This is a genomic window from Carnimonas nigrificans ATCC BAA-78 (genome assembly GCF_000526695.1).
Classification (GTDB): Bacteria; Pseudomonadota; Gammaproteobacteria; order Pseudomonadales; family Halomonadaceae; genus Carnimonas; species Carnimonas nigrificans.
The window spans coordinates 224,625-250,084 of record NZ_JAGO01000011.1; the positions used below are offsets into that span (position 1 = coordinate 224,625).

Genomic DNA, 25,460 nt, shown 5'->3' on the forward strand with positions numbered 1-25,460 from the left:
GTGAATGTCCTCTCTGTCTGAGCGGCTCAAAGACTTTTCGCTTCCTCCGAAACTGGCAGCGTTCCTGATACCAGAGCTGTCTGCGATCCAGTTTGCCATCAAAGCCGTGGTGGCAATGTCGGCAGCGCTTTATATCGCTATCTACCTCGACTTTGATCGCCCCTACTGGACACTCATCTCGGCAGTTTTCCTGCAGATTCGTCCACAAAGCGGGCAGGTGATCGAGAAGGGGCTGTTCCAGATCAGCGGTACCATACTGGGCGGTCTGTTAGGGCTCACCATGCTGGGCATTTATATACAGATTCCGCCACTGGCATTAGCGTGCATGGGACTGATGGTGTTCGCCTTCTCGACCCTGTCGTCGATGACGCACAACTTTAATGTCACGTATTTCTGTGCGATGTCCGCCATCACCATGAACCTGGTTGTGTTGATCTCGCTGTCGGGGGGCGATGTCAACAGCAACCATGTGTTTGAGGTAGCGATACAGCGTGTGAGTGAAATCAGCATCGGGGCGGTGTGCGCTACCCTGGCAAGTATGCTGATGTGGCCGCAGCATGTTGAACGTCTTATTACCGCTCATGCACGCGATGTCATTTCCAAAACCCTCGACTCAATGGAGATGCATCTGCTTGCGGAAGACAAGCGCAAGGAGCGCCATGACTCACTGATGGCCGCCATTGGGGCAGTAGAACTGCTGGAAGCTGACGCTAATCCTGTTGTTTACGAGGACCCCACTGGGCTGGGGCGAGCACGTGCAGCGCATATGCTTTCCCAGAAGACCCTGAGCCTTATCGCGGAGATGCAGGTGATTGGTCACCTGATACGTGAGCGGCCAGGCTGGATCAACCCGGCGTTGCAGGACGTGTTCGACAGGTTGCAGGCAGCCATACAGCAGGCCCGTGAGGAACCGGATTTGGCGAAGAGCCGCAAGTGTTTCTCCGAGCTTAGAAAGATCGTCAATGGCGTTGACAGCAAGGAGATGAGCACCCCCTTGCAGATGCGAGCCCTGCAAGGGGTGAAGGAAGTATTGCAGCAGCTTGTGGTGATGCATGACGCATGTAGCGGGGTGGCCAACTATCGCAGCATTAAGTTGCGAGCACGCCCCCTTTCGCGCACCTATGACATGCTCTCCTCGATCACCATTGGGATGCGTTCGGCCCTGATGTTCACCGGCGGCACCATTCTCTGGCTCGCCACGGGCTGGAGCGTTGCCTTCCTGATGATGATCTTGCCGGTAGTATTTAGCATCATGTTTGCCCAGCTACCGGCCAAACCGCTATTGAGAACCGTGCTAATAGGCAACCTGATAGCCATTCCCGTGTCGTTGATGATTAACGGCCTGATTCTGATGGTGGCGCCAGGTTTCTACGAGCTGATCGTGCTTTGCTTTATCTTGCCGATGGCGATTCCGCTATTGGGCTTTTGTGTTCGGGAAACTCTGGGTTACTCCCTGGGCTTTTGCCTGACCTATATTATTACCACTCTGCCAGGCAATCACATGACCTTCGATCTGGTCAGTTCGGTTGAGCGCGGTCTAGCGATTTGTCTGGGCATATCGCTGCTTTATACGCTATTCAGGCTGGTGCCTGCGCCGGGGCCTCTGATTATGCGCAAGCGCTTGATTAGCGCCACTGCGGCTGACCTGGCGATGTTAGGGCTGCGCAGTCAGGATGACAGCGAGTCATGGCTGAATGGCCGTTTGATTGTCAGGATTCAGCGTTTGGCCGCCATTGAGGACAGCGAGTCTCAGCACAGCCTGATTGAACAGGGGTTGCTGGGGTTGAACCTGGGGCACGCCATTATCAAGCAGGCGCACCGTTTTGCCCTGGATGGTGACGACCCACGTTTGCGCGAGTCGATGAAACAGTGGCAGGAAGCGCTCTCGGAGGCTTATCTGGCGAGTGCCTGGGGCGTCAATAACGATCAGCGCTTTGTGGAAGTAAGTCGTGGGATGTTCGATATGATGGAACACTCGGACCACTTCGATGATGCCAAACTCAAGGCATTCCAGGGGCTTTGCTATCGCATCATGCTGTCGCTACGCCGTAATGCGGGAGTCAGTGATGATCAGCTGGAGCAGCTGCACGCTGCGCTATTCCCCGGAGAGGGCAAGCAATCCACCAATGATGACGCTGATAGCGCGCGCGACGAGGAAGGGCCGGAAGGTAGCGGTAGTGATGACGACGATCTACCGCCAAATAATGGCCGTTAATTCCCTGAATCTAGCAGCAAGATAGAAAAACGGTATGGCGGGTGTCCTGTGACCAGCGGTAATACAGGGCACCCGCTTTATTATGATTATGCAGTGGCCTTAAGGCATTTGCGTTTGCGGCGCTTTTCCAGAGCGGTGAGTAGAGGGTTGTCCTGGCCCTGATGCATCACGTTAATCAGCTCGGCCTCGGATAACCATTTTCTTGCGGGTGCTTGAGTCGCAGAGTGGTACATGATGGTGCTCCTTGTTGAGTAACGCGCTTATGCCGCTGATGGTAAGATGGAGCCATTGCAAAATCGTGACCGTATAGGCGAATGTGACTGAATCGCTTATTGTCATCCACAAAAGGTGCGCTTGATTGCCGAGCCGTGCCGACATGCGTCGATTGAAACGGAGTAGGTAATGAGCAAACGGAGCCTGTGGTTTTTCTTGCTGCTTGCGATGCCTCTGAGTAGTGCGCTGGCGGCTGAGCAGCCGGCAGCCAATGGTCACGAACAGCGGGTCAGCGGCGCAGCCGAGGCGCAGCAAGAAGCTGCTGCCGACGAGCAGACTACGGCCAGCGCCAGCGATAACAGCAGTGCCGCCGATAGTGCTTCTGACAACAGTGAGGAGAGTCGCCCGCAGCCTGAGCCAAAGCTATCGCCTACTGAATACGTCAATGCGCTGATTCCCGCGCTGACGGTGGCGCGCGATCTGGGGCGTAACTGCCATGCGGTGCTGGAGCAGAACAGCGCTGATAAAAAGGTGTGCGATCAGTTTGATCGTGGGCTTAAAAACCTGGCGGCCAGGCAGAAGGAGATCGAGTCGGATACGCCACGCCCCAGCGATACCTTCAGTGTCGATCCACAGCTCATGAAGCGCTTCAATATCATGCAGGATGAGCTGCGCAGTGAAACCGAGTACCTGCGTGCCTATCGAGCCACCCAATAAGCCGGCCCAGTAAGGGCTATTTTCTATGGCTGCTGTCGATAGCGGCTGAGGTTGGGCATTCTGCCTTCAGCGTGCTGTCTGAATGAAAGCGGCCCCACCTTCCAGGAGCCTGTTCCGTCGGCTCTACGCATTAAAACAGGCTCGAATTGGGCATTTGCAGCGCGTAAATGCCGCATTCTCGCCTGTTTTTGCCCTGCGCTAGCTCACGAGAGGTTGAGCAGGCGCTAAGGGCCGCCGTTCATCTGCTTCTCTCCGTTATCTCCTCGACTTTTTTCAGTCCCCATGACAAGCCAGTCGCGTGCTGGCCCCCATGATATGCAGATGCCGTTAACTGGTAGCGGACAGGAGATAGCAGAAAGGGTGATAGAAGAAAGGGGGGGCAAAAGGGGGATAGCAGACAGGAAACAGGGTTGGTTTGTCGCTATCTGCCCCCACCGTCTATTCAATGAATCTCTGGGAAAGCGTTTTCTCGAAGGAGGCTATCATGGCGGGTGGATGGGCAAAAGACGGTGCTGTTCAGGATCAGATTGATAGCACCATTGAAGATGGCGTTAACGAAGTGCGCCGCCGCTTGCAGCAACAGGGGCCTGGCCTTACCGAATGTGAAGAGTGTGGTGAGACGATTCCTGAAGCGCGTCGCAAGGCGATAGCCGGAGGAAGGCTGTGCGTTGATTGTCAGGCGGAGCGTGATAGGACTCAGGCTCACTCGGCAGGCTATAACCGCCGTGGCAGCAAGGATAGCCAGCTACGCTGAGGCGGCTGTAACACCGCTGAGCAAGGCTATTTTCCATGAAGCGTAAACACCTGCTCTGCGAGCAAACATCTTCGCGTGTTAATATCGGCGCCATCTACATTTAAGTATCAGGGTAGGGCGCTACGCGCTCATCCTGCCCTTCAGGAGGTTTTTTGATGTCGGCAATGTTCCCCGAAATGCGTATGCGCCGGTTGCGTCGTACCCCGCAGCTGCGCGCCACTCTGCGCGAAACGCATCTTTCCGCCGAGCAACTGGTCTACCCCATTTTTGTTGAAGAAGGCATTGATGAGGCTACCCCCATTGAAGGGCTGCCAGGTCAGTTCCGAATCCCCGAGAAGAAGCTGGTGCAGGAAGTAGAGCGACTGGCAAAGCTGGGGCTGACGGCCATCATGCCGTTCGGTATCTCCCACCACAAGGATGAAGTGGGCGGTGATGCACTGAAGGAAGATGGCCTGGTTGCTCGCATGACCGGCATCATCAAGAACGCGGTGCCTGAGATAACGGTGATTCCCGATATCTGCTTCTGTGAATATACCTCTCATGGGCATTGCGGCGTCATCCGCGATGGCCTGGTCGATAACGACGCCACCATCGAAAACCTGGGGCGGCAGTCGGTACTGGCAGCCCGCGCGGGTGCCGATATCATTGCGCCTTCGGCGGCGCAGGATGGTCAGATTGCCGCCATTCGCAAGGCGCTGGATAGTGACGGGTTCAATGAAACACCGATCATGGCGTACTCGACCAAGTTTGCGTCCTCTCTGTATGGCCCCTTCCGCGAAGCAGCGGGCAGTGAGCTGAAGGGCGATCGCAAGCAGTATCAGATGGACCCGATGAATCGCCGTGAAGCGCTGCGGGAGTCTTTGCTCGACGCAGAAGAGGGCGCAGATATGCTGATGGTCAAGCCTGCGCTGGCCTATCTGGATGTGCTGGCGGATATTCGACGCGAGAGCCTGCTGCCGCTGGCGGCTTACCAGGTCAGCGGTGAGTACGCGATGATTCGTTTTGCCGCTCAGCAGGGCGTAATTGATGAAGAAGCTGTGGTACGCGAAACACTAGGCTCTATTCGCCGCGCGGGCGCCGATATCATTATGAGCTATTTCGCGCCTTATCTGCTTGAGCGCGGGCTTTGATAGCGCGATAGGCTGGGAGAATCAACGTCGCAATCCTGCGGCGTTGGTTGTCGAGAATGATAGCCATGCACCAGCGTTGGCACTGGTGCATTTCAGCGTTTAGAGTGGCTATCTTCAATGTTGCCGGGCGCTGCGTCTGGCAACACACCATGGTGATACTGTTTCCAAGGAGCATGATGATGGAACGTCGAGCACTGGGTAACACAGGCTTGCAGGTCGCGCCGCTGGTCTTTGGCGGCAACGTGTTTGGCTGGACAGCGGATGAAAAAACATCATTCTCGCTGCTGGATGCGTGGCTGGACGCCGGGTTCAATACCGTTGATACCGCCGACTGCTATTCGATCTGGGCCGATGGCAACGCGGCGGGCACTTCGGAGTCGGTGATTGGCAAGTGGTTCAAGGCGAATCCTTCCAAGCGCGAGCAAACGGTTTTGATTACCAAGGTGGGTGCTGATCTTGGTGATGGCAAGAAAGGCTTGTCGAAGCGTTGGATCAGCGAAGCGGTAGAGGATTCGCTGCGCCGTCTGCAAACCGACTATATTGACCTTTACCTGTCGCACTGGCCTGATCCTGATACCGGCTATGACGAAACTCTTGAGGCTTACCAAACGCTGCTCAAGGCTGGCAAGATTCGCGCGGTGGGGGCCTCCAATCTGGACGCTGCCCAGTTGCAGGAGTCACTTGAAGTGGCGAAGCGCGAGCAGTTGCCGCGTTACGATGTGCTGCAACCGGAATACAATCTGTATGACCGTTCAGCCTTCGAAGGCCCTCTCAGCGAGTTGTGCAGCAAGGAAAACATCGGTGTTATCACCTATTTCAGCCTGGCTTCCGGTTTCCTCTCGGGCAAGTATCAGTCGAAACAGGATATTGTCGGCACTCAGCGCGAGCAGTTCCTTGGCAAATACTTTGATGACCGTGGCTTGAACATTCTCAAGGCGTTGCGTCAGGTGGCCGAGAAAACGCAGCACAGCGCTGCTGAGGTAGCATTGGCGTGGCTGATCTCGCGTCCGGCGGTTACAGCGCCGATTGCCAGTGCGACTAGTCTGAAGCAGCTTGAGAGCCTTGCGAAGGCGGCTCAGTTGACGCTTTCCAGTGAAGATATCGCATTGCTCGATCAGGCCAGCGCTGAGTAAAAAGTACTACTTCCCGCTACATAGTGGCGCTGGAAACAAAGAATGCCCCACGGTGTTATCCGTTGGGGCATTCTTTATGGTTTGCACGATGCACACGCCGATGATGGGCTGATTATCGTGCCGGGAGAATATCTTTAGCTGGTAGCTTGCATGGGCTGATAATGCTGATACCACTCATTGAGTTTTTCCAGCAACTCTCCCTCGAAAGGCAGCGAACGCTCTTTCGCCAGATCAATACATACATAGACGATATCGGCGCTGGCAAGCTCGGTGTCACCGCGATAGATGCTTTGATGAAGGATGCCGCTCCGCTTGCCTGCCACAATGGGATCGAAGGTAGTGCGTACCTCAATGCGATCGCTCATATAGGCGGCTGCCTTGAACGCAATATTGATATTGACCACCACAAAACCGTAATTGTTGTGGGTCATCCACTCAAGGCCACCGGTTTCCTCAAACATCTCCCAGCGCGCATCTTCCATGTACGTCAGGTACATGGCGTTATTAACATGCTGATAAATGTCGATATGGTTACCGCGTACCTTCAAATGACAGCTATGGGCCATCTTTCTCTCCTCGACTGCGCCTGAGGTGGCGATACTCATCAAGGTATCGTCTTGTCGTCTCTATTAGTGGCGCAATGTTTGCCTGGCCGCCTTGCGTTACCCTTAAGAGCGCGAACGCCGTGCATAGCCCGCAGGATTCAAGCCGCGCAGCTCACAGTATTCACGCAAGCGCCCGCGCAACAGCAGATCGCTGTGTTGCAGGCTGGCAACGTTAGCGGCGCCTATCATGGTCATCAACGTGCGTAGCTGCTGCTTCCACTCTTCGAGCATGGCAATCAACGCCTCTGGACCTTGATTCATTAACGTATGCAGCACCTGTCCGGAAACCCCCACGGCCTTTGCGCCAAGCGCAAGCGCTTTGACCACATCAAGGGGAGTGCGAACGCCTCCTGAAGCCAGCAACTGCGCGCTATTCACTACCGGTGCCGCTTCAATCAGGGAAGCCGCCGCTGACTGCCCCCAACCCTTGATGTAATCCAGCTCGGCGACAGGACGGCGCAGGTTTTCGATGGCGATGAAATCGGTGCCACCACGACCACTCACGTCAATCAGCGTGATACCGCGCTCCTGCAACAGGCGAATGGTGGTGTCGCTCATGCCGAAGCCCACCTCCTTGGCAATGACCGGTACCCCCACGCGCTCACGAATGGCGGCAAGATTATCGAGCCAGGCGCTGAAGTGGCGATCCCCTTCGGGCATTACCAGCTCTTGCGGCGCATTGATATGCACCTGCAACGCATCGGCATCCAGCATCTCGACCGCTTGCTCAGCCAGCTCAGGGGAAGTATCGACGCCTACATTGCCCATCACAAACCCGTGCGGATTGTGCTTCCGCAAGGTGCTGAAGGTGTCGCGCAGTTCAGGATTCTTGAGAGCGGCGCTTTGTGACCCCGTTGCAATCGCCAGGCCGGTTGCGCTGGCAACCTCGCCCAGTTGACGATTGATCTCGCCGGTTTTCTGGCTGCCGCCGGTCATGCCATTGATATAAAAGGGCAGTGACCACTCGAAGCTGCCGACCGATGTTTCCAGGGCAACCTGATCGCAATCAATGCCGGGCAGCGAGTGGTGGACGAATTCTAGATCATCGAATTCGTTGTGGCGGCTCTCCTTGAACAGAGCCTCGGCATGGGCAACGTGATCATCCTTGCGCTGTGATTGGCTCATGCGACCTGCCTCTTCTCATTGTGAACCTTCAGCGAAAGGGGAAGGATGCCGTTGCGGGTCCAGGCGTCGAGCAGTGCAGACACATCGTTGTCGGCGTTAAAGATAGCGATGCCGCAGTCGCCACCACCCGCTCCCGAGGTCTTGGCTGCACCGCCGTAGCGCTCTGCTTCGGCACATAAAAGGTCAAGCTCAGGGGTCTCGATATGCGTATTGGCGCTTTTTCCCAGTGAGTGGAGCAAGCGGCGATAAACGCGGATTTCAGCCTGAATGCGTTTGGTATTACCGGCTTCGAAGGCTGCCACCATCGCTTTCATGCACTCTTTGGCACTGTTCAGGAAGTCATCGTAATGGGTGGCGCTGTCGCTTTTGCGCGCCTGCACCATGGCGACCAGCGCTGGTGTGGAAGCGGGTGCTCCCGTCCAGCCAATCACCAGATGCAGATCGCTGGGCGCACTCAAGCGGCGCACTTCCAGATGGGGCCAGTCGCGGCCAAGCATCTCGGTGACGGTATGGGCTGCACGCTCGCGGCGCGCCCATTCACGATCAAAACAGGTATAAGCAATCCAGCCGCCATAGGCGCTTGCCGCCAGATCACCGCACGAACCATTGGGCTGAATATCGACCTGTGCAAGCGCAGCCAGCTTGAAGAGCATCAGCGGTGAGAGTGCCAGGGCATAGAAGCGCGCCAGTGCCTTGATGGTGGCGACAGTGACGGCACCGCTGGAGCCGAGACCATACTTGCGGCCCGAGGCGTCATCCAGCTGACTATCAATATCAAGGTGATAAAAGGCCAGCTCGCGGCCCTGCTCGCGGGCGTACTGCTCGGTAACCGCAATGGCGGAAAGTACGTAGTCGAAGGGATTCTCTTCGCGCTCAAGCACCAGTTTATGGTCGCCACTGCGCCGCCAGCGTACCGGCAGATGACCATACTGGCTGGAAGTCAGTGAGCCTACTTCTTCAGAGGCGGTCAGGCGCACTCGCAGAAAACGATCAACGGCCACCAGAATGGCCGTATTGCCCGGCTCGATCACCGCGTATTCTCCCGCGATGTAGAGCTTGCCGGGAGCTTGCTCCTCAATGACTGACACTTACGCCTCTCCGTTACCTGAATCAATATCAACCTGGGGCGGTTGCGTGAAATAACCGTCACGGCCAGTGGTCATGCTGTGCCTTTGTCAGATGTTCAGCAATTCTCGACAAGGAGGCCGGGGCCAGGACGGGCAGTCAGTAACGCCTGCTCATCCACTGTAGCTGCCAGCGCACGTTTTAGCACGGCAAGTTCAGAGTTTCTGGTGATGATTTTAACGTTGGGGCCAGCGTCCATCGTAAAGTAGCACTGGCACCCTTGCGCACGCAGTTCCCGCACGATTTGCATCACCTGTAGACTGCCGCTCTCCCAATAGCAGAAGGGCGGTTCTGCGGCCAGCATACTGGCGTGCATACGCATTGCGCTCATTTCTGCCAGTTCTCCCATGCGCGTGAAGTCGCCATGGGTGACCGCGTGCTTCATCTCGCCAAGCCGTTGCTCGGCATCTTTCACCCAGGCCGAATAGTAAGGTGACGTATCGACGGTACGGCGCATGCCTTCACGGCTGGTCACTGGCTTATGAGCCGCGTTGATGACCACCACCAGCATGGCGATGTCATCGTACAGCGGCGATTGCAGCGGGTAAGCGTAAGAGCTGAGATCGTCTTCGCCAGCCTGCCATAGCGCAAAACCACCGAAGATCGAACGGCTGGCGGAGCCTGACCCCTTGCGTGCCAGTATGGATAGTGCGCGCTCATCAAGTTCCAGGCCAAGTGCCCGAGAGGCCGCTCCTGCCAGCGCAGCAAATGCCGAGGATGAAGAAGCCAGCCCAGCACCGGTAGGCACCTGGTTATGTGAATGTACTTCAGCGCGCCAATCGACTCCCTTGAGTGCCCGCACGCGATCAAGAAAGCGGCTGACCTTGGCAGTGGCGCTGTCATCGAGAGGCTGCTCATTGAGAAGTACGGTATCGCTGCCGCGCTCCTCAATAAAACGCACTTCCGTGGTGGTGTGGAAGGCATCCAGCGTCAGCGACAGACTACCGTTCATCGGCAGGATCAGTTCGTTGTCACGCTTGCCCCAGTACTTGCTCAGGGCAATGTTGGTATGAGCCTTGGCTCGCGCATGATGAGCCATCAGGACAGTACCTCGCCGTCGTTGTAAGGGGGAAGAGCGCTATTGTTATGGGCATCGAAGGTGTGAATCCAGGTGCGTTCGGCACCATCGCTGCGCAGCCCTTTGGCGACACGCTGAGCGCTGTCAACACTGTCACACAGCGCCAGCATGCAGCCACCAGCACCACCGCCGGTCATCTTGGCACCTACCGCGCCGTGACGACGCGCGCTGGTGACAAGATGATCAAGTTCGTGGCTGCTGACCCCCAAACGGCTCAGTGCCGCATGGGCCTGATCGAAAATGGTACCCAGCTCGATCAGATTGTTATCGCGCAGGCAGCGGCTGGCGTCGTTGGTTAACGCTGCCAGTCGCTCAAGATCAGGCTCTACTTCAGTGGGCGTGGCTGCATGGCGAGCACGCAGCGCCGCGACGGTGTGGCGTGTACCGCCGCGAATGCCGGTATCGGCAATCACCACCGCACCGGATAGCGTGATATCGAGATCGGCAAAAGTGCCCTGATGAAAATGGACGGGGGCGCGCGCAGAGGTCGCCACGGCATCAAGACCGCTGGGGCTGCCGTGGGCTATACGTTCGGCGACCTGAACCAGTTCGAAGAGCTGGTCGGCGCTGGCTTCGCGGCGGTGATAATCGAACAGCGCACGAATGATCGCCCCGGCTGACGCTGCACTCGACCCCATGCCGCGCTCGACGGGAACATCGCTTTCAAGGGTGATCGAAAGTCCTTCGGTAGATTCACCCAGCGCCTCAAGCGTTGCGGCAAGTGCCCCCTGGATGCCTGCCAGTTGGTCGGGGAGTGCCGCCAGGGGGCCGTCGTAGACTTCACTGCTAAACCATGGCTCGACCGCTTCGCGATGAACCTGGGCGTGCATGGTAACCCCCAGCAGCGGAATGGCGATGGCCGGATGGCCAAACACTACCGAATGTTCGCCAATCAAAATGAATTTTCCGCAGGAGGTGCCGTTACCAGAGCGGAAAGAGTCGGGCTGCTGCTCGCGTTCCATCATCGCTGTTCCAGATAGGTCGCTTAAGCCTTATGGCGAACGGCACGGCACCTGGTGTTAGCCGCGCTCATTCCGTTTGCAATAAAGCCATAGCGGTTAGATCAAAGTGGCGAATACTTAACTGTTACCCGCATCTTCGCCAGTAGCGCGGGACCATTATTCAAGGCGATATTGCCGTACAACATGAGCCACATCGCGGCGCATAGAGTACACGAGAAAGGGGGGATTTCGCACCCACAATAGCGTTCAGGGGGTAGCAATACGCAATAGGCGTGCGGACAAGCGACGCATGATCGCACCGTATCGTGGGGATCGCATCGCCGCTGGCAAGCTTGTTATACTATGCGCGCCCGCCTCAGCGGGTATCCTTTATTACTCACGGTCCGCCCTTTACGCGGGCGACCACTGTGGAGACTCGCCATGTCATCAGTTGCCGCCGAGCAGCCGAGCGACAGTATTGTCGTTGCTGCGCTTTACAAGTTTGTCACCCTCAATGATTACCAGCAGCTACGCGAACCGCTGCTTTCCTTCATGCTTGAACACGATATCAAGGGCACGCTGCTGCTGGCCGCTGAAGGGATCAACGGCACCGTGTCAGGAAGTCGTGATGCCATTGATGCACTGCTTGAGTGGTTTGCGCGGGATGAGCGTCTGACAGCGCTGGAATACAAGGAGTCGTTTTCCAGCGAGCATCCTTTCTATCGCACCAAGGTCAAGTTGAAGAAAGAGATCGTGACCATGGGCGTGCCCGGCGTCGATCCCAATCAGCAGGTAGGCACTTATCTGGAGCCGGAAGAGTGGAACCGGCTGCTGGATGATCCTGAAGTGGTGCTGATTGATACGCGCAACGATTACGAGGTGGATATTGGCACCTTCGAGGGCGCCGTTGACCCTAAAACCAAAACCTTCCGCGAATTTCCGGGCTATGTGCGCGGGCACTATGACCCCGAGAAGGTCAAAAAGGTCGCCATGTTCTGCACCGGCGGTATTCGTTGTGAAAAAGCGTCCAGCTTCATGCTCAATGAAGGTTTCGAAGAGGTCTATCACCTGAAGGGCGGCATTCTGAATTATCTGAAACAGATCCCTGAAGAGCAGAGCAAGTGGCGCGGTGAGTGTTTTGTGTTCGACAACCGGGTTGCCGTCAAGCACGACCTGAGTGAAGGCGAGTTCGATCAGTGCCATGCGTGCCGCCATCCGGTATCGCATCAGGATCGTGAATCAGCGCACTATGTGCCGGGGATCAGTTGCCCCCACTGCTGGAATACGTTGAGCGAAAAGACGCGCCAGCGCGCCATCGAACGCCAGAAGCAGATCGAACTGGCAAGGCAGCGCCACCAGCCACATCCCATCGGGCATACGCAGCGCTAACATCAGCCGCTCACGGTCACCAAAACCCACCTTACGGTGGGTTTTGACGTTTAACGCGATGTCGTATTGCTAGCCCTGCCGCCTTAAGGCAAGGTTTAAAGGATGAGCAGCAGGCGCGGAGCGAGATGTAGGCTTCTGCCATGAGGTCTGAAGTTCGTGCATTTCTCTGCCTGCTGAAAGGCAAATGCGTTGTCGGGGCGCTTTATCGCTGGCTGGCCTGAGGCTGGTGTTCATATCAGTCGGCGCAGTCATACCCGCATATCGTCCATCAAGGTGAATATTCCTGCTTATGAGCACTGTTTCGATCCTCGGCATTATCGTGTTTCTGTTTCACCTGGGCGGTATCGCGGCTGCCATTGATGCCATCTGGCGTGCGCGCACTCCGCAAGGAGCGGTGGCGTGGGCCGTGCTGCTGGTGGTATTTCCGTATCTGGCGCTGGTTCCCTATTTCATGTTTGGCAGCAATCGCTTTGAATCCTACGTCAAGGCGCGCCGTGATGAGCGTCATGAGGTAAGCCACCGGATTGGCGAGCTTCCCTGGCGGGCATTGATTTCAGAGCAGGGCGATCAAGGGTTGCCTGCTGCCGTGAAGCTTACCCAGATGCCAATGCTGGGAGGCAATGAGGTTCGCCTTCTGATCAATAGCGAAGCGACATTCGACGCCATGTTCGATGCGATTGATCACGCTCGGTATCAGATTGTGGTGGAGTTTTTCACTATCGTGGAGGACGAACTGGGGCAGAAGTTGTTCGACAAGCTGCTGGCACGCGCCGCTGATGGCGTTGACGTTATGGTGCTGTGTGATGGTGTCGGGAGCTACGGCCTCAAACACACGACATTGGAGCGGCTGCGGCAGGGCGGCATCAAGGCGCACAAGTTTGTGACTTCATCGGGGATTGGCTTCAACCGTTTTCAGGTCAACTTCCGTAACCACCGCAAACTGGTAGTGGTCGATAGCGAGCGCGCCTTCGTGGGCGGTCACAACATCAGCAACCTTTATACCGGCCAGGAGCCGCCGCTTTCCCCTTGGCGCGATACTCATATTGAGCTGCGTGGCCCCATCATCAACTGCCTTCACTACTCCTTTGCCGAAGATTGGTATTGGAGTACCAAGCAGTTGCCCGACCTGCGCATGGCGGATATCGAAGCGGTCGGCAGCATGAAGTGCCAGGCGCTGCCCACTGGCCCAGCGGATGGGCATGATATCTGTGTCATGCAACTGCTGGAGCTGATTGGCCGGGCAACCCGACGCATATGGCTCAGCACGCCCTATCTGGTGCCGGATGATGCCGTATTTGCAGCCTTGCAGTTGGCGGTCAATCGTGGCGTTGATGTGCGCATTCTGGTGCCCGGGCAGGCTGACCACCAGATGGTTTTCTTTGCCAGCTGTCTGTTTATGCGGCGAGCCTTTCGCAGCGGCATGCGCGTCTACAATTACCGCCATGGGTTTGTGCATCAGAAGGTATGGCTTGTCGATGATGATTATGCCGTGGTGGGCAGTGCCAACCTCGATAACCGCTCGATGCGTCTCAATTTTGAATTGATGGTTGCTACCTTTGATAACGGCTTTGCTGCCGAAGTCGAGCAAATGCTGCTGCATGATTTCTATGAGTCGCGTGAACTTACCCAGCAGGCGCTTGATCAGATACCGCGCTGGCGCCAGATCGCTTCACGGCTGGCGAATCTGGTCGCTCCGGTGCTCTGACCTGATTGCGACTCATGGTGAAGGGAGTGAATTCTGTTCATCCGAACGGTGCGCCTTCCTTCAGGCTTTATTCGCGATGATGCCAGTATTCGCGCTCTTGTCGTTAAAAGCTGGCGAGTAGGGCTTTCCATGGGAAGGGAGTTGCTGGTGGGGGAAGTACGGCTCCGCAAGTGATCCCCACGCCTGCATGGATAACTGCATGACGACGGAGAACGAAGGAATGATGGCGCAGGACGCTCAATAGAGCGTGTTATGTGAAGAGGAGCGCATTTGCAAAAGGGGGCCGCGCTCCTGCTCGATATTCATTGAAAGACAAAAAGCTCCGCCGCTGCGCATCTCCCAATTTCCAGGAGGGGCGTAGCGGCGGGGTGGCGTTTACCCGAGGTGTAAAGACTGGTGTGGCATTATTCGCCGGGCGCTGCCAGTTTCAGCACTGAATGCGAATGCGTGCGCACCTTGTTGAGCAGATCGCCATCGCTTGCCAGGGCCGAGGCGCGGGCGCTGAAGATGGTCGTGAGTTTCTGCTGCCATTCAGTGCTTGAGAAGCGCTCGGCAAAGCAGCGTTCCAATAGCCCCAGCATGATTGATACCGCTGTGGAAGCACCGGGGGAGGCGCCCAGCAGGGCGGCGATACTGTTGTCCTTGGCAGCGACCACTTCCGTACCGAATTGCAGCGTGCCGCCTTTCTCGGCAGTTTTCTTGATGACCTGCACACGCTGGCCCGCTACCTGTAGCTTCCAGTCGTCATCCTTGGCATCAGGATAGAAATCACGCAGCTCTTCGACGCGCTGTTTCTGCGAAAGCATGACCTGCTGCACCAGGTATTTCACCAGCGGGAAGTTATCCTTGGCTACCGAGAGCATGGGGCTGAGGTTGTTGAAGCGCACGCTGGCAGGCAAATCGAACAGTGATCCGGTTTTCAGGAACTTGGTGGTAAAGCCTGCAAAAGGGCCAAACAGCAGCGATTTCTTGCCATCGACCACGCGCGTATCAAGGTGCGGCACCGACATCGGCGGCGCGCCAACCGAGGCTTTGCTGTATACCTTGGCGTTGTGCTGTTCGACGATTTCAGGCTTGTCACAGCGCAGCCACTGGCCGCTGACCGGGAAGCCGGCGTAGCCGTTGGCTTCTTCAATACCGCTTTTTTGCAGCAGCCCCAGCGCGGCGCCGCCAGCCCCCACAAACACAAAGCCAGCGCGAACAGTGCGTTTTTCTATGCCGTCGTTAACCCTGATATCGACATACCAGCGACCGTTGGCGTCCTGCACCAGGCCGGTCACTTTTTGACGGTAGGCGACCTTGACCGCATTTTCTTTCTCAAGATGGCTGATCAGATCCCGTGACAGAGCACCGTAATCGACATCCGCGCCCTGGCGCATACGGGTGGCCGCCAGGGATTGCGTGCCGGTGCGTCCTGCAAACAGCAGGGGTGCCCACTGCTTGATCTCCTCGTGATCTTCACTGAAGGTCATGTCGGCGAAACAGGGGTGGGCGCTCATGGCTTCATAGCGCTTCTTCAAAAAGGCGACATCATCATCGCCGCGCACAAAGCTGATATGGGGCACAGGATGAATGAAGTTCTCTGGTGCATTGAGAGCGCCTTGCTCCACCAGATAGCTCCAGAACTGCTTCGACTCTTCAAACTGGGTGTTGATATTGACCGCTTTGTCGATATTGACCGAGCCGTCTGCTGCGCGCGGAGTGTAGTTCAGCTCGCACATGGCCGCGTGGCCAGTGCCCGCGTTATTCCACGCATTGGAGCTTTCCTGCGCAGCGCCAGGGAGCTGCTCGACAATTTCAATCGAAAGCCCCGGCTCAAGCTGGTGCAGCAGTGTCGCCAGGGTGGTGCTCATCACGCCCGCGCCTATTAGCAGTACATCCACCTGTTCAATGTTTTCGTCACTCATTCCTGCTCTCCCGAATGCCTGGTGTTATTTCATTATGTGTCATTGCCGCAGGCCGCTGGGGCCTGGCGCTGGTTGCCGCATGGAAGGTGGCTGTAATAAGGAGCCATCGCGTCGCCTTCCCGAGGCAACCTTGTTGCCCTCTAGTGTCACATAATGTCGTGTGAATTTCTCTCTGCTCTGGCGCCATGGTGGCAGAGGGGGCGTTGGATCGTGATTTTGCCAGCACGCTGCGGTGCCTGCCCCCTATAGGCACAAGGCGATGCATCAGCTACTCTTGGGAGCAGTCCAAATTCAGCCATCCTGACGAGCCTGCGACCAATGACAACCTTGCGCAATGCCATCATCAAAGAACTATGCGTGAACGCCTCCATTGACCCCGATCATGAAATTGCTGAGCGGATTCGCTTCATTCAGCGCTATTTGCGTCGTACTGGCACCAAGGGGCTAGTGCTGGGCATCAGCGGTGGGCAGGATTCAGCACTGGCTGGCAGGCTATGTCAGCTGGCAGTGGAAGGGCTGCGTCAGCAGGGCGATGATGTCAGCTTTTATGCAGTGCGACTTCCCTATGGTGAACAGGCCGATGAAGATGATGCGCAAATTGCGCTCGATTTTATTGCGCCGGATCACCGTCTGGTGGTGAATATCAAGGCGGCGGCAGATGCCAGCGCGGAAGCGGCCGCTGCTGCCCTGGCCCCCCTTGATGAGGCCCCGGATCGGCTGCGCGATTTCGTGCGTGGCAATATCAAGGCGCGTGAGCGCATGGTGGCACAGTATGCGCTGGCAGGGCAGCTTGGCTGTCTGGTGGTGGGCACCGACCACGCTGCCGAGGCGGTCTCCGGCTTCTTCACCAAGTATGGCGATGGTGGGGTCGATATTACACCGCTGACCGGTCTGACCAAACGTCAGGGCGCGGCACTGCTGAAAGCGCTTGATGCCCCTGACAGCATTACCTTCAAAGTGCCCACTGCCGACCTTGAGGATGACCGTCCGGCACTGCCCGATGAAGACGCACTTGGCGTGCGTTATGCCGATATCGACGATTATCTGGAAGGTTTGGCCGTGAGCGATACGGTGGCCGAGCGCATTGAACAGCTGTTTTTGGCAACTCGCCATAAGCGTACCGTGCCGGTAACGCCGCAGGATCAGTGGTGGCAGCAGGGTGAGTGAAGCGTCTGAACCGGTGCTGCGCAGCGATGAATTTTACATGCACCGAGCGCTGGATCAGGCGCGGCTGGCATTTGCAGCAGGGGAAGTGCCCGTGGGAGCAGTAGTGGTTTCGGCCCAGGGCGCGATTATCGGAGCGGGGTATAACGCCCCCATCGCTTGCCATGACCCCAGCGCTCACGCCGAACTACAGGCAATTCGCGCCGCCGCAGCGCAGTTGAACAACTATCGGCTGCTTGACTGTACGCTGTTTGTGACGCTGGAACCCTGCATGATGTGTCTTGGTGCCATTCTTCAGGCTCGCGTGGCGCGGGTGGTCTACGCCGCCGCAGAGCCGAAATCGGGCATGATCGAATCACGCGCCAACCTGGCCGCGCAACCGTGGCATTTTCATCACCCGCAGATTCAGGGCGGCGTGCTCGCCTCAGCCTCCTCTCAACTGCTTAAACGCTTTTTCAGCGAACGACGTCGTGCTTCCAACGAGTCATGATACGCCGCGCTTCATCGGGGCGCGGTGAGGTTGGTGCGTTGCGCGCAGGGGTTAACGCAACGCTGAGAGGGGGCGGTATTGGGTGGCTTCTTCCTCACAGGAAACCAACCCCTCTTCCGTTCTGTACCCAGCACAGCGTTGACCATAACTAAACAAAGCAATTATCCCGCTGACGACCAGCGCGGTGGCAGCCACCGTGGTGAGCCTTTTCCGTGGCGCTCGATAAATGCTGGCAGGAAGCGTTCGCTGATCAGCAGTGGCGCGCCGCTGTGATAAAACACGGAGCGCCGTGCTGAACCAGTATGGTTAGCCTGGCTGGTCGAGAAGGTGAAGGGGGTGCGGCGGATGGCGCCATTGTGATAGAGAATATCGCCGAGGGGACGCTGTCCTTGATGGCGGAGTGCTCGCCATGGGCCGTGCAAACCGGCGGCGGTGGTCACGCTGCGTGCGGCAACGCATGGAGTACCGTCGATGCTCATTACGATCTCGCGTGCCCAGCCGCGGGTATTGGCGGGAAGCCGGAGCGCTTGAGTTTCGTCATGCCGCAAGCGGCACCAGCCTTCTGCCGTCACCTCCAGGCTAAAAGCGCCGCAGCGGCGCAATGCCTGGGTCAGCGAGCCGGGGAGCGTTAGCCACTGGCGTTCCGTAACAGGGCGATCAATACAGTGGCGCTGCCAGCGGCGCGCAATCGCGTACATAACATCAGCTCCCATGGCAGAAAAAGTTCGATTGTAGCGAGCCTAAGCGCTTACTTCACTCGCATTCACTGGATTTATGTACCGCCTTGCTGTAGCTCGTTGTCATGGCTGCTGGAACAGCCCAAAGTGCTCTTTGGTCAGTCAGCTTTCTTTACGTGACCCGCGTGATTCATCGGTTATCAGAGCATTCACTATTAGTGTCGCAAGGGCGGGTCAGACGGTTGACGCTCTATGTTGAGCAGCCTTCCTCGCATTATGTGTGCAATTGCCATCGTCTGGCCGCTCACTTTCCAGTATCATGTGCACTCCTTCCTGGGCGGTGGGCCGAGCGCAATGATGTGCCCATGCCTGACTTCTACTGCCAATGCAAAGAGGCCGCGTTGTCATGCTCGAACTGCGAGGTGCTGAAGCACTTTCTGAGTTCCGTCACGCCAAGCTGATTGATCAACTGCGTCAATCAGTCCCCACCATCGAATCGCTCACTGCCGATTTTGTCTATTTCATTGATACGCCCCATGCTCTGGATGAGCAGACGCGCCAGCGGCTGAATGAGCTGCTCGATGCGCGTGAGCAGCGCCGTACCCGTGATGGGGCGCTCTATCTGGTGGTGCCGCGTCTGGGTACGCTATCGCCCTGGTCAACCAAGGCCACCGATATTGTACGCAACTGCGGTATCGAGAATGTGGCGCGTATCGAGCGCGGCATTGCGTACCATCTGGTTACGACTGAAATGCCGTCGGTAGAGCAGAGCCAGCGTATTGTTGAGCTGCTGCACGACCGCATGACGCAAACGGTACTCTTTGATGAAGCCGAAGCCGCCCAGCTGTTTGCCCAGCATCAGCCGCGTCCGCTCAGTGAGATCGACGTGATTGGAGGAGGGCAAACGGCGCTGCAAGAGGCCAATGGCCGTCTTGGTTTAGCGCTTGCCGACGATGAAATCGACTACCTGGTCGATGCCTTCACCCGTCTTGGGCGTAATCCCAGCGATGTTGAGCTGATGATGTTTGCGCAGGCCAACTCCGAGCACTGCCGCCACAAGATCTTCAACGCTGACTGGACCATCAATGGTGAAGCCCAGCCGCACTCGCTGTTCGGCATGATCCGCAATACCCACAAGTGCTCCCCTGACGGCGTGCTCTCCGCCTACAGCGACAACTCGGCCATTATCGAAGGCAGCACGGCAGGGCGCTTCTTCCCTGATCCGCAGCGTCATGTCTATGGCGCCACGCGCGAGCCGATCCATATTCTGATGAAGGTGGAAACCCACAACCACCCGACGGCTATAGCTCCGCATCCTGGTGCCGCTACCGGTGCTGGCGGTGAAATTCGTGATGAAGGTGCGACGGGCATTGGAGGCAAGCCGAAGGCGGGGCTGACAGGCTTCAGCGTCTCCAATCTGCGTATTCCCGGCTATGTGCAGCCCTGGGAAGCCGTGGATTATGGACGCCCTGAGCGTATCAAGAGCGCTCTCGATATCATGATCGAAGGGCCGATTGGGGGCGCTGCATTCAACAACGAATTTGGTCGCCCCAATCTGGCAGGCTATTTCCGCACCCTCGAAATTGATGCGCCTTCAGTGAAGGGCACCGAGCGCCGTGGCTACCATAAGCCCATCATGCTGGCGGGCGGCTACGGTAATATTCGCAGCGAGCACGTCGAGAAGGGCGATATTCCGGTTGGTGCCAAGCTGATTGTGCTGGGTGGCCCCGCCATGCTGATTGGTCTTGGTGGTGGAGCAGCGTCGTCAGTGGCCTCCGGCGGCTCCGATGCGGCGCTTGATTTCGCCTCGGTACAGCGTGATAACCCCGAAATGGAGCGGCGCGCGCAGGAGGTAATCGACCGCTGCTGGGCGCTGGGTGAGCACAATCCGATCTGCTTCATTCATGATGTGGGCGCTGGCGGGCTTTCCAATGCGTTGCCGGAGCTGGTCAAGGATGGCGAGCGTGGCGGTTTGTTCGATCTGGCGGCGGTGCCCAGTGACGAGCCGGGCATGAGTCCGCTGGAGCTGTGGTGCAACGAATCCCAGGAGCGCTATGTACTGGCGATTGCGCCTCATGATGTTGAACGTTTCGACGCCATCTGCCAGCGCGAGCGTGCGCCCTATGCGGTGGTGGGGGAAGCGCTGCAAGCCCATACCCTCACTGTGAAGGATGGCCGTATCGAGACAGGCGCGGCCCCGAGTGAGCGTGAAGCAACGCCTATCGACCTGCCCATGGACGTACTGTTTGGCAAGCCGCCAAAAATGTCGCGTCGCTATGAGGAGCAAACCGTCGCCCATGCAGGGCTGCGTTTCGATGGGGTTGAGCTGCGCGATGCGTTCGAGCGCGTGCTGCAACTGCCTGCGGTGGCCTCCAAGAGCTTCCTGATTACCATCGGTGATCGCTCGATTACCGGTATGGTGGCGCGTGACCAGATGGTTGGCCCGTGGCAGACGCCGGTGGCCGATTGCGCCGTAACCACCGCCAGCTATGACACCCACGCGGGTGAAGCGATGGCGATTGGCGAGCGTACGCCGTCGGCGCTGATCAATGCTGCTGCCTCGGCGCGCATGGCCGTCGCTGAAGTCGTGACCAATATGGCCGCAGCGCGTGTGGCGGCGCTCTCTGATATCCGCCTCTCGGCCAACTGGATGAGCGCGGCTGACCATGACGGTGAGAATCAGGCGCTGTTCGAAGCGGTAAAAGCGGTGGGCATGGAGTTGTGTCCGGCGCTGGGCATGGCGATTCCGGTGGGCAAGGATTCAATGTCGATGCGCACCCAGTGGCGCGATGCGAAAGGCGAACAGAAGGCGGTGACGGCACCGCTGTCGCTGATCGTGACCGGCTTCGCACCGGTTGCTGACGCCATGCAGACGCTGACGCCTGAGCTTCAGCGCGATGAGGCCACTACCCTGCTGCTGATCGACCTGGGGCGTGGGCAACAGCGTCTGGGCGCGTCGGCGCTGGCGCAGGTGTTCGATCAGGTAGGAGATCAGTGCCCGGATATCGACTCTGCCGCAGATCTGGCTGCGTTTTTCTCCGTTATTCAAGCGCTCAACGCCGATGGCAAGCTGTTGGCCTATCACGACCGCAGCGATGGCGGCGTAGCAGTCACTCTGGCGGAGATGGCCTTCGCGAGCCATCTTGGTCTGGATATTCGTCTGGACGATGTAATTGACGCCAGGGAAGATGCATTGCAGGCGCTCTTCAACGAAGAAGCGGGGGCGGTGATTCAGGTGCGCGATGCGGAGCTTGACGACGTGCGTCAACGTTTAGCCGATGCTGGCTTGAGTGATGCCGTCAAGGATATAGCGCGTCCGCGCAGCGATGATCGGCTGGTCGTGGCGCATCGCGGCAGCCAATTGCTCGATATGCCGCGTGTAACGGCGCAGCGGCTGTGGGCCGATACCAGTCATCGCATTCAGGCACTGCGTGATAATCCTGAATGTGCCGAGCAGGAGTTTGATGCACTGCTCGATACCAAGGACCCCGGCCTGCATGCGCAGCTTTCCTTCGATGTTAACGAAGATGTCGCCGCACCTTACCTGAATCTTGATACGCGTCCGCGTGTGGCGATCCTGCGTGAGCAGGGCGTCAACGGCCAGATCGAAATGGCGGCGGCCTTTGACCGTGCAGGTTTTGAGGCCGTTGATGTACACATGTCCGATCTTCTGGCAGGACGTGTGGCGCTGGAGAGCTTCAAAGGGCTTGCTGCCTGTGGCGGCTTCTCCTACGGCGACGTGCTGGGCGCAGGCGGCGGCTGGGCCAAGTCAGTGCTCTTCCATGCTGCCGTGCGTGATCAGTTTGCTGCTTTCTTCGAGCGTAACGACACCTTCTCGCTGGGCGTGTGTAACGGCTGCCAGATGCTCTCCCAGTTGGCCGAGCTAATCCCCGGCGCAGACAACTGGCCCCGTTTTGTCCGCAATCGCTCCGAGCAGTTCGAAGGGCGTGTGTCGATGGTCGCGGTGGAGAAGAGCAACGCGGTGATGCTGGCCGGTATGGAAGGCTCGCGGATGCCGATTGCGGTGGCACACGGTGAAGGTCTGGCGCGCTTTGAAAGCGATGCCGTGATGCGTGACGTGCAAACCAGAGGTCAGGTAGCGCTGCGCTACGTGGATAATTACGGCATCACGACCACGCAATATCCGGCGAATCCTAACGGCTCCCCAGCCGGGATTACCGGGCTGACTTCTCGCGATGGTCGAGTGCTGATCACGATGCCGCACCCCGAACGCGTGTTCCGCGCAGTAACCAACTCGTGGCGTCCGGCAGAGTGGAAGGATGAGGGTGCCTGGCTGAGAATGTTCCGCAACGCGCGGGTGTTCGTCGACTAAGAAGGGCCGCTTCTCGCATTATTGGAAAGAGTACGTCGCGCTGTGCGCGGCGTCTTCATGAATCACCCCGCTGGCTGCATGGAAAAAGCCGGCGGGGTGATTTTGTATGGCTGATGGGAAAGGAGAAGGGCAGGAAGAGCGCGAGTCTATAGAAATCAGCGTTTGTAGCCCCTGCGATCGAGGGTATTCGGTAACGTTATTGTGCGACGCCGATGACCTCAGGCGGCAAATAGCTGTGCGCCAAGATAAAGCCCAATGCTAAAGACCGCGTGGCCCGCCAGCATCAGCCCGATGGATTTGGCTTGATTGGGCGTTTTCGAGGCCAGCAGCCCGCCACCCAGCGCTGGTACTAGAATCAGCAGTCCGCACAGAGTGCTCAAGACGAACCCCACCCAGATGATCGGTGCCCAGGTGGGCGCTTCAATAAAGTGAGTGCCGCCAATAACCACCAGCAGCAGGGCGTAAATGATGCCCACTACATAATGAAACAGCCAGCCCACCGCTTTGTCCTGCTGACTAACGGCGGGAGCAGCACTGCCAGGGTGGAAGAATTCACCCTTGCCAAGTCCTTTTACCCACTGTCCCACCGCGCCCCAGTTACTGCCCCCCATGCCTGCGGCCTGAAGCAATAGTGCCCACGCATCGAGCAGTAGCGTGGCAATACAACCAACTACAAGGCTGTAGGCAAGTACAATCAACATAACGACTCCTGGCTATCATACTGAGGCGTTTTCCTTCTCTTGATGACAGGTGAAGGAAACGGGATGGCAATGAATGAAATCTCCGACATTACACCACAGTGTGAGCTACCATGGGGCATTGAATCCTTATCGCCAATGGTCGTGTGTGTCTTCTTCAGTCCCCCAGCTTCGCCCCTATCAACAGCAGGCGGTCGAGCGCGTTATCTCCTATTTTCGCCACTCTGATGAACCCGCTGTGGTGGTATTGCCTACCGGCAGCGGTAAATCGCTGGTAATTGCCGAACTGGCGCGCCTGGCGCGTGGTCGCGTACTGGTGCTGGCACATGTGCGCGAACTGGTGGAGCAAAATCACGCCAAGTATGAAGCCTATGGCCTTGAGGCGGATATCTTCAGCGCAGGGCTGGGTCGCAAGCAGAGTAGCCGTCAGGTGGTGTTCGCCTCGGTGCAGTCAGTGGTGAATGCGCTGCCATCCTTCGCCGATGGCTCCTTCACACTGCTGGTGATCGACGAATGTCATCGTGTCGATGTTGCCACCGTGCAAACAGCGCGCAAAAAACGCAGCAGCTATCAGAAGGTGATCGAAACGCTGCGAAACGCTAACCCGCGACTGAAAGTGCTGGGGCTGACCGCAACACCGTTCAGGCTGGGCACGGGGTTCATTTACCATCGCCATTACCATGGCATGGTGCGCGGCGACGAGCACGCCTTCTTTCGCGAATGTGTCTATGAAATGCCGCTGCGCTGGATGGTGCGCAACGGTTATTTGAGTGAACCTAAGCGCATCGACGCGGCGATTGCCGGTTACGACTTCTCGGCATTGATGCCTGAACGCAACGGCATGTTCAGCGAGCAGCAGCTTGCAGAACGTACCCAGGGCAATCGCGCTACTCCCGCGATTGTTGGCGAGATTATCGAGCGCGCGCAGGAGCGCCTTGGCGTGATGATCTTTGCGGCGACCGTACAGCATGCCGAGGAGGTGATGGCGCTTCTGCCGGAAGGCCAGGCGGCGCTGATTACCGGCGGCACTGAGTCAAGTGAGCGCCAGCGGCTGCTTCAGGCATTCAAGGAGCAGCGCCTCAAGTATCTGGTCAATGTGGCCGTGCTGACTACCGGCTTCGATGCACCGCACGTCGATATGATCGCGATTCTGCGTCCTACCGAGTCAGTGGGACTCTACCAGCAGATCGTGGGGCGCGGGCTACGTCTGGCGCCTAACAAGCATTCATGCCTGATTCTGGATTATGCCGGTAATCCCTGGGATATCTACGCCCCTGAGGTGGGGCAGCCGCGTCCGGCCGCCGATACCGAACCGGTGCAGGTCGAGTGTCCTGAATGCGGCTTCGCCAACCTGTTTTGGGGGCGCAAGGAGGGAGAGCTGGTCATCGAACACTTCGGGCGGCGCTGTCAGGGGCTGATTGAAGACGAAGAGGGCAGCTCCCGGCAGTGTGACTTCCGCTTCCGTTTCAAAAGCTGCCCCCATTGCGATGCCGCCAATGATATTGCAGCACGCCGTTGTGGGAGCTGTAGCGCCACTCTGATCGACATCGACGATCATCTGAAACAGATCATGAAGCTGCGCGGAGCCAGCATCGTCAAGGTTGCGGCGATGCGCCTCACACGAGCGCTGAACGGGCGGGGCCTTGAGCGCTTGAAGGTGGAGTATCTTGATGAGCAGGGCGAAGGGCTGAGCGAGTGGTTTGCACTGGAAACGGCAGCACAGCGCTTCGCCTTCTACCGCGCCTTTGTTGATCTTCATATCGCTGCGCCAGGTGTGCGCTGGCAGCCTGAGTCGCTGGGTGAAGTGCTGGCCTCGCCTCAGCGACTGCGCGCTCCCGATATTGTAGTGGCGCGCAAAACCGGCCGTTACTGGCAGATTGCCGAAAAGATCTTTGATTACCACTCCCGCGGTGGACGTTCGCGTCTCTCGGATTCAGCCGGTGAGTCGCGAGTAGTTGCCGAATGAAGAAGGCGGGTTCGACATTTATGGTGGTCAGCACGGCCTTTATATAGAGCTTTTCTATCTTCTCTGACGTGTAGTAAGTGGGAAAAATGGTTATA

The 25,460-nt window shown here is 57.7% G+C and carries 20 protein-coding genes; 11 read left to right on the plus strand and 9 right to left on the minus strand.

All coding sequences use genetic code 11. The annotated features are described in order from the left end of the window. Nucleotides 1-4 precede the first annotated feature (4 nt). Nucleotides 5-2,215: an FUSC family protein gene (locus L881_RS0104720; RefSeq protein ID WP_025732568.1), complete on the plus strand. Its 2,211-nt coding sequence runs from the start codon at nt 5-7 to the stop codon at nt 2,213-2,215. Between the two features lie 86 nt (nt 2,216-2,301). Here L881_RS0104720 and L881_RS13740 read toward each other — a convergent pair whose 3' ends face one another. Next, entirely contained in the window at nt 2,302-2,448 is a 147-nt protein-coding gene (locus tag L881_RS13740; RefSeq protein ID WP_156926501.1) for a hypothetical protein, read from the minus strand. 169 nt (nt 2,449-2,617) lie between these two features. Here L881_RS13740 and L881_RS0104730 point away from each other — a divergent pair, with 169 nt between their 5' ends. The 4 genes from L881_RS0104730 to L881_RS0104745 all read left to right on the plus strand — a co-directional run bounded on the left by L881_RS0104730 (nt 2,618) and on the right by L881_RS0104745 (nt 6,162). Beyond that, entirely contained in the window at nt 2,618-3,145 is a 528-nt protein-coding gene (locus L881_RS0104730; protein WP_025732569.1) for a hypothetical protein, read from the plus strand. Nucleotides 3,146-3,629: 484 nt separating this feature from the next. After that, on the plus strand, nt 3,630-3,899 hold the full coding sequence (locus tag L881_RS0104735; RefSeq protein ID WP_025732570.1) for a DksA/TraR family C4-type zinc finger protein: 270 nt from the start codon (nt 3,630-3,632) through the stop codon (nt 3,897-3,899). 155 nt (nt 3,900-4,054) lie between these two features. After that, a complete protein-coding gene (gene hemB / locus L881_RS0104740) occupies nt 4,055-5,029 on the plus strand; it encodes a porphobilinogen synthase (RefSeq protein WP_025732571.1) in 975 nt (324 codons plus the stop codon). A gap of 179 nt (nt 5,030-5,208) precedes the next feature. After that, nucleotides 5,209-6,162 carry an aldo/keto reductase gene (locus tag L881_RS0104745; RefSeq protein ID WP_025732572.1) on the plus strand — a complete coding sequence of 318 codons (954 nt, stop codon included), beginning with the start codon at nt 5,209-5,211 and terminating at the stop codon, nt 6,160-6,162. A 134-nt stretch (nt 6,163-6,296) separates the two neighbouring features. Here the strand turns inward: L881_RS0104745 and L881_RS0104755 are convergent, their stop codons facing one another. The 5 genes from L881_RS0104755 to mvk form a co-directional block, all read right to left on the minus strand. Next, nucleotides 6,297-6,767, minus strand: a complete 471-nt coding sequence (locus tag L881_RS0104755; RefSeq protein ID WP_084055395.1) for an acyl-CoA thioesterase — start codon at nt 6,765-6,767, stop codon at nt 6,297-6,299. A 63-nt stretch (nt 6,768-6,830) separates the two neighbouring features. Then, nucleotides 6,831-7,892 carry a type 2 isopentenyl-diphosphate Delta-isomerase gene (gene fni / locus L881_RS13855; protein WP_025732574.1) on the minus strand — a complete coding sequence of 354 codons (1,062 nt, stop codon included), beginning with the start codon at nt 7,890-7,892 and terminating at the stop codon, nt 6,831-6,833. Then, the gene (locus tag L881_RS13860; RefSeq protein WP_025732575.1) at nt 7,889-8,980 is read right to left on the minus strand and encodes a phosphomevalonate kinase; all 1,092 of its coding nucleotides are present in this window, start codon (nt 8,978-8,980) and stop codon (nt 7,889-7,891) included. The genes fni and L881_RS13860 overlap by 4 nt, the downstream gene beginning before the upstream one ends. A gap of 95 nt (nt 8,981-9,075) precedes the next feature. Beyond that, nucleotides 9,076-10,056 carry a diphosphomevalonate decarboxylase gene (gene mvaD, locus L881_RS0104770; RefSeq protein WP_025732576.1) on the minus strand — a complete coding sequence of 327 codons (981 nt, stop codon included), beginning with the start codon at nt 10,054-10,056 and terminating at the stop codon, nt 9,076-9,078. Then, nucleotides 10,056-11,060, minus strand: coding sequence for a mevalonate kinase (mvk, locus tag L881_RS0104775; protein WP_084055396.1), 1,005 nt, complete (start codon nt 11,058-11,060; stop codon nt 10,056-10,058). Before mvk ends, mvaD begins: the two co-directional genes overlap by 1 nt. Before the next feature lie 417 nt (nt 11,061-11,477). On the opposite strand from mvk, the gene trhO reads away from it, so the two are divergent. Beyond that, the gene (gene trhO / locus L881_RS0104780; protein WP_025732578.1) at nt 11,478-12,425 is read left to right on the plus strand and encodes an oxygen-dependent tRNA uridine(34) hydroxylase TrhO; all 948 of its coding nucleotides are present in this window, start codon (nt 11,478-11,480) and stop codon (nt 12,423-12,425) included. 289 nt (nt 12,426-12,714) lie between these two features. Beyond that, complete coding sequence (gene cls / locus L881_RS0104785) at nt 12,715-14,130, plus strand: cardiolipin synthase (RefSeq protein WP_025732579.1); 1,416 nt, start codon at nt 12,715-12,717, stop codon at nt 14,128-14,130. Nucleotides 14,131-14,534: 404 nt separating this feature from the next. Here cls and mqo read toward each other — a convergent pair whose 3' ends face one another. Next, the gene (gene mqo / locus L881_RS0104790; protein WP_025732580.1) at nt 14,535-16,037 is read right to left on the minus strand and encodes a malate dehydrogenase (quinone); all 1,503 of its coding nucleotides are present in this window, start codon (nt 16,035-16,037) and stop codon (nt 14,535-14,537) included. Nucleotides 16,038-16,355: 318 nt separating this feature from the next. Here mqo and nadE point away from each other — a divergent pair, with 318 nt between their 5' ends. Continuing rightward, on the plus strand, nt 16,356-17,204 hold the full coding sequence (gene nadE, locus L881_RS0104795; protein WP_025732581.1) for an ammonia-dependent NAD(+) synthetase: 849 nt from the start codon (nt 16,356-16,358) through the stop codon (nt 17,202-17,204). 16 nt (nt 17,205-17,220) lie between these two features. Next, complete coding sequence (gene tadA / locus L881_RS0104800; protein WP_025732582.1) at nt 17,221-17,691, plus strand: tRNA adenosine(34) deaminase TadA; 471 nt, start codon at nt 17,221-17,223, stop codon at nt 17,689-17,691. A 161-nt stretch (nt 17,692-17,852) separates the two neighbouring features. Here tadA and L881_RS12835 read toward each other — a convergent pair whose 3' ends face one another. After that, nucleotides 17,853-18,389 (minus strand): chorismate--pyruvate lyase family protein, encoded by a 537-nt coding sequence (locus L881_RS12835; protein ID WP_025732583.1) that lies wholly within the window; start codon nt 18,387-18,389, stop codon nt 17,853-17,855. A 385-nt stretch (nt 18,390-18,774) separates the two neighbouring features. Between L881_RS12835 and purL the strand changes: the two genes are divergently transcribed. Beyond that, entirely contained in the window at nt 18,775-22,701 is a 3,927-nt protein-coding gene (gene purL / locus L881_RS0104810) for a phosphoribosylformylglycinamidine synthase (RefSeq protein WP_025732584.1), read from the plus strand. A gap of 218 nt (nt 22,702-22,919) precedes the next feature. Here purL and L881_RS0104815 read toward each other — a convergent pair whose 3' ends face one another. Further along, nucleotides 22,920-23,402, minus strand: a complete 483-nt coding sequence (locus L881_RS0104815) for a DUF2938 family protein (protein WP_025732585.1) — start codon at nt 23,400-23,402, stop codon at nt 22,920-22,922. Between the two features lie 73 nt (nt 23,403-23,475). Here L881_RS0104815 and radD point away from each other — a divergent pair, with 73 nt between their 5' ends. After that, a complete protein-coding gene (gene radD / locus L881_RS0104820; RefSeq protein ID WP_084055399.1) occupies nt 23,476-25,365 on the plus strand; it encodes a DNA repair helicase RadD in 1,890 nt (629 codons plus the stop codon). Nucleotides 25,366-25,460: the final 95 nt, after the last annotated feature.